Source organism: Leuconostoc sp., from assembly GCF_965300815.1.
In genome coordinates, this window is the sequence record NZ_CBDKZH010000176.1 from 1 (window position 1) to 1,772 (window position 1,772).

The 1,772-nt window shown below is 44.9% G+C and carries 3 protein-coding genes; all 3 read right to left on the reverse strand.

Going from position 1 to position 1,772, the window contains the following annotated elements:
- Window positions 1-540 (reverse strand): branched-chain amino acid ABC transporter permease (locus ACW12G_RS07815; RefSeq protein WP_455647701.1); only part of this gene is annotated, 540 nt, incomplete at its 3' end.
- Between the two features lie 4 nt (window positions 541-544).
- The gene (locus ACW12G_RS07820; protein WP_455647702.1) at window positions 545-1,423 is read right to left on the reverse strand and encodes a branched-chain amino acid ABC transporter permease; all 879 of its coding nucleotides are present in this window, start codon (window positions 1,421-1,423) and stop codon (window positions 545-547) included.
- Window positions 1,424-1,434: 11 nt separating this feature from the next.
- Window positions 1,435-1,772: ABC transporter substrate-binding protein (locus ACW12G_RS07825; protein ID WP_455647703.1), on the reverse strand; the 338-nt coding region annotated here is incomplete at its 5' end.

The following is a 1,772-nucleotide window of genomic DNA, read 5'->3' on the forward strand; positions in this document are numbered from 1 at the left end:
TCCGGTCGTGCTCCGTACAAAGTTCACAACTAAGACGATGACGACGACGCTCAAACCAAAGACAATCTGCCAATAGACAAAATTAGGAATACCAAAAATACCAGCCGGTCCACGCGTTATTTTCAGGTTAATAATCACGATTCGAATAATTTCAGCGACACCAAGTGTTGCAATCGCCAGATAATCACCCCGCAGTCGTAAAGTGGGGATGCCAACCAGCAACGCGATGACACCACTAATGCCCATCCCAATAATCAAACTCAGGCCAAAACCTAAAATATTGGGCACCGCACTGGCAATCAACGCCGTGGCATAAGCGCCCACGGCCATAAAACCAGCATGGCCTAACGAAAATTGCCCCGACATGCCAATCACTAAATTCAAGCCCACTGCCGCAATCACGTTAATGCCGATTAAGACCAAAGTGGTCAACCCATACTGGCCAATCACCCCAACAATGGTCATCACCTCAACTAGGACAAAAACCATCCCAGCCAAACCGGCCCAACTTAATGTATACTTCAAATGTGTTCGATCCATTGTGCTACACCTTTTCTCGCCCCTGATTACCCAAAATACCAGTCGGTTTCCAGAGTAAAATCAGAATTAAAATCCCATATACAACGGCATCTTTGTAATCAGATAGGCCTACAGCTTGCGTTAAGGTTTCTAAAATACCAATGAGCCAACCACCTAATGCGGCACCGGGAATTATTCCAATACCACCAAGAACAGCCGCCACAAACGCTTTAATCCCTGGCGTCATGCCCATCAACGGATCAATATTGTTGTAATAAAGGCCAATCAGTATCCCACCCGCAGCTGCTAAAGCTGAGCCAATAGCGAAAGTAAATGAAATGGTGCGATTAACATTAATCCCCATCAACACTGCAGCTTCTTGATCCGCCGAAACGGCCCGCATAGCGCGCCCCATTTTTGTTTTTTGGACAATCAGTGTCAACGCTAACATCAATATCACTGCTGTGCCAATAATCAGTAGTTGAATATTCGAAATTTGTAGTTGGCCAACATGATATTGTACGGTGGCAATCGCTTGTGGAAAAGCACGCTTATCCGAACCAAAGGCGTAGCTCATCCCATTTTCGAGTAAAAACGAAACCCCTAAAGCTGAGATTAAGACGGCAATACGCGGTGAATGCCGTAATGGTCGATAGGCGACTAATTCAATTAACACCCCCACACCGGCACTCACAATCATCGACAGGATGAGGGCCACAAAGAAATTCAGGTGCCAAATTTTGATGAAAAAATAACCAAAGTAAGCGCCCAACATATACACATCACCGTGTGCAAAGTTAATTAACTTGATAATGCCATAAACCATGGTATAACCCAAAGCTAATAACGCATATACACTGCCCAATATCACACCGTTTAGCAGCTGTTGTAGAATACATGCCACAGAACAGCCCCTTATTTACCAACCAATGCAGTTGTATCTATACCATCAGACACACCACCCATGACGAATGACTTTTTGGGGTTATGGAACGCATCCATCGTCATCTTCCCCGTCACGCCATCAAAGTTTTTGATATGCGCTAATCCGGTGGTAATTTTGGCACGATCAACAGATTTTTCATCTTCAATCGCTTGCTTAATCATGTAGACGGCATCATAAGCCAATGCCGTAAATTGTGATGGTGCTTCGCCATAGGCCTTCTTATAAGCCGTCACAAACGGTGTTGCTGCATCTGTAGCAGGTGCCTGCGTTGAAAAATGCGCCGCATAATAGACATTAGACGTATTTT